The sequence below is a fragment of the Moorena sp. genome (assembly GCF_982860115.1).
Genome location: NZ_CEYLVT010000422.1, coordinates 1 through 2,799 on the forward strand (window position 1 = coordinate 1; position 2,799 = coordinate 2,799).

At 41.2% G+C, this 2,799-nt stretch carries 4 protein-coding genes and 1 pseudogene; 1 reads left to right on the forward strand and 4 read right to left on the reverse strand.

Features of this window, described 5'->3' with window-relative positions; translation table 11 throughout:
• Positions 1–56: 56 nt before the first annotated feature.
• Positions 57–404, forward strand: a complete 348-nt coding sequence (gene sodX, locus AC4II3_RS32290; protein WP_488029521.1) for a nickel-type superoxide dismutase maturation protease — start codon at positions 57–59, stop codon at positions 402–404.
• Between the two features lie 23 nt (positions 405–427).
• Here the strand turns inward: sodX and AC4II3_RS32295 are convergent, their stop codons facing one another.
• From AC4II3_RS32295 to AC4II3_RS32310, 4 genes and pseudogenes are all read right to left on the reverse strand, one after another.
• Positions 428–1,048 (reverse strand): hypothetical protein, encoded by a 621-nt coding sequence (locus AC4II3_RS32295; protein WP_488017238.1) that lies wholly within the window; start codon positions 1,046–1,048, stop codon positions 428–430.
• Positions 1,049–1,159: 111 nt separating this feature from the next.
• A pseudogene (locus tag AC4II3_RS32300) lies at positions 1,160–1,468 on the reverse strand (ATP-binding cassette domain-containing protein); the annotation flags it as partial.
• Positions 1,469–1,572: 104 nt separating this feature from the next.
• Complete coding sequence (locus tag AC4II3_RS32305; RefSeq protein WP_488017239.1) at positions 1,573–2,001, reverse strand: hypothetical protein; 429 nt, start codon at positions 1,999–2,001, stop codon at positions 1,573–1,575.
• Between the two features lie 585 nt (positions 2,002–2,586).
• A complete protein-coding gene (locus AC4II3_RS32310; RefSeq protein ID WP_488029520.1) occupies positions 2,587–2,796 on the reverse strand; it encodes a hypothetical protein in 210 nt (69 codons plus the stop codon).
• Positions 2,797–2,799 lie beyond the last annotated feature (3 nt).

The following is a 2,799-nucleotide window of genomic DNA, read 5'->3' on the forward strand; positions in this document are numbered from 1 at the left end:
AATTCTTAATTCTTAATTCTTAATTCTTAATTCTTAATTCTTAATTCTTAATTCAAATGCTTTTTCCCAAAAACAGTATTCCTGAGCTTATACTGTTGATATTGCGAAAACGGTTGCGCTTCCGAGTTACAGGAGCATCCATGATTCCCCTGCTCCAACCAGGAGAGGAGCTCTTAATTGATCCGAGAGCTTATCGGCACATGCCGCCCAAGGTTGGTGACATTGTTGTGGCTAGACACCCTTACCGAAAGCAGTTGCGATTGGTGAAACGGGTAACTGTGGTGCTGGAAGATGGACGTTGTTTCCTAGAAGGAGACAACCCAATAGAAAGTACCGATAGCCGCTCTTTTGGTTTAGTCGATTCTCAACAAATTATTGGTAAAGTAACCAGTCGTTTTTTTTAATCGTTTTTTTTTACTTTCCAAAGTTATCCCTTGGAATGTCTTTTTGGTTTTACCCACGCCACTCGCCCAAGAATTAGCAAGCCAATCGCTGAAGCAGAACCGACGAACAGATGAAGCGCCTGCTGTCCGGTAACAATCAGGGCAATACCAAAACCAACAGTGATCACATTTGCGAATAATGGGAATAGAAAAACTCGCCAGTCCCTCATAACTACGTACCAGTTATACACAAAAATTATCGAAGGAACTAATTGCACCAACTGCATTAATTCTTTGCCCTCTTGAACACCATAAAGTAGGGGAACAGCAACCGTGCTGGCAACTAAGATGAAATCCAGAAAGCGGGATTTTTTCAGTCCCAGGGCAATCAAGCACATGCCAGCAGTAATGAAGGTATAGAATAGCCGATTGAGATCAGAAAATTGACTGACATAAACCCACTCATCCCCGATGTGTTCAGCAATTTCGTAGGAGTTAGCGATCGCAAAACAAGCGTAGCCACAGTAGATCAGTGGTAGCGATCGCACCTTGACAACAGAAGTATAGAATTGACTCCAATAAGAAAAAATCCAGATGTTAACCGCAGCAACCAGATAGACCGATAGATGAGCGGCAATTATTGCCAATTTCAACAACGTGGGCATTGATTAGAGTAGTGTGATATCGTCTCCATGAGCATAACTATTATAAATAGTCTCAATCCACACCCTTGCCTCAGAATGTAGTGGATAATCACAACAATACATCTATCCTACTTAATTCCCTGACTTCACAAATTGCAGTTCATACAGATAAGCATACCTTCCCCCTTGAGCAATTAATTCCGTATGGGTTCCAGTTTCCACAATCTCGCCTTTTTCTAGCACTACAATTAAATCAACATCAGCAATAGTAGACAGTCGATGAGCAATCACTAAGCTAGTGCGTCCTTTAAAAAGCTGTTTAATAGACTCTTGAATCAGTTGTTCTGATTCAGAATCTAGAGCAGACGTAGCTTCATCTAAAATAACAATTTGGGGATTTTTCAGCAAAACTCGGGCGATCGCAATCCGTTGTCGCTGTCCTCTTGCTGGGAAATCAGGTATGATTCCCCAGCAAACTATTGTACTGAAACAATAATACTTAAAGGTGTTGTGTAAATTATTGTGTGCTTAACATACCAAGCTAACTAACACAAACTGTATGGAAAACTCTGTTTTATCCAGTTCCACTCTCGAATTAGGTGGGTTTCACTTAGTGTGATTTTACGCCCCTTTAATTCAGGGCGACGGGCATAGAATACCGCGTCGGTTATTGCTGTAATTGTTTCCCCGTAATCCTCAATTTCATAACCATACTCTCCCTCATCAGCATAACACCTATATAATTCCATCCAGACTATCCTGTCTTTCAAAACGTCTTTAATAGCCAACCACTCTTTTTTGTACTGTGTTTGGTGAGACTTGATACTGTTGTTTGACATTTCTGGATTAACCTCCCAAAAATAAAAGTCGGTAAAATCGTTTAGTACAACCTCGGGAACAGAGGCAAGTGCTTGACTATGGCAAACAACGGATGCGGCAAGAATGGATAAGCCTAGAGATTTAAGTTTGAGCATTGTATGAAATTGTTACACTTCTTTCGTTATTGTTACCTTAATCTAGGTAAAATCAATAGTAATTTTCAAGGAAAAAGCTCACCAACTTTACAAATAATATCTAAATTTTGTCTAAGTAATTTCTGTTAGCTTAGTCTTTAATACCGAAGAGTTTTTACAAAGATTATATTCCTTACATACTTTAGCCATAGCTTGTCATTTGGCCTAAGTCTTAAAAAGATCTAATCCTTACTTAAAATAGTTTTAGCTAAGTCATAGGATTCCTAAAAAAAACTGTTGCACTGACGAAATAACCATTAAAATTGAGGACTAAGTCAGGAATAGTGCTAGTGCGATGCTCCTTGGCCTTTGGGCCACGCTACGCGAATGGAGCCGCTACGTGATTGGCCGTAGGCCACGCTACGCGAACGCATTTTTATTTTCTGCTGGGAAACCAAGTATGATTCCAAAAAAAACTATTGCACTGACACACTACTTGCGATCCGGGTGCATCTCCTCAAAAGGTGTTTGACCCGGTGGGTGGAATAGCCATCAGGGGTGGAACGGGCATCTTGCCCGTTTCCTGCCACAACCTCCAACTATTCCCTATTCCCGGTCATCCCTAGATTCTTCACCCATAGAATCATTCCCAACATCAAACACAATCACAAATTCAGCATCCGGCATCAACCGTTTCAGAGCCTTTAAATGCCCTTCTGCATTAGACCGATTGCGGAACCGAGCAACAACGACCCGTTGCATTTGCGGCAATAGCCGAACAACAGCCCACGGGTGTAGGCGGTGGTAATAAGTCATAAT

Bases quoted from the DNA above. Each gene is read 5' to 3' on its own strand.
- sodX (WP_488029521.1), top strand. From the start codon at position 57: ATGCTTTTTCCCAAAAACAGTATTCCTGAGCTTATACTGTTGATATTG.
- AC4II3_RS32310 (WP_488029520.1), bottom strand. From the start codon at position 2,796: ATGACTTATTACCACCGCCTACACCCGTGGGCTGTTGTTCGGCTATTG.
- AC4II3_RS32295 (WP_488017238.1), bottom strand. From the start codon at position 1,048: ATGCCCACGTTGTTGAAATTGGCAATAATTGCCGCTCATCTATCGGTC.
- AC4II3_RS32305 (WP_488017239.1), bottom strand. From the start codon at position 2,001: ATGCTCAAACTTAAATCTCTAGGCTTATCCATTCTTGCCGCATCCGTT.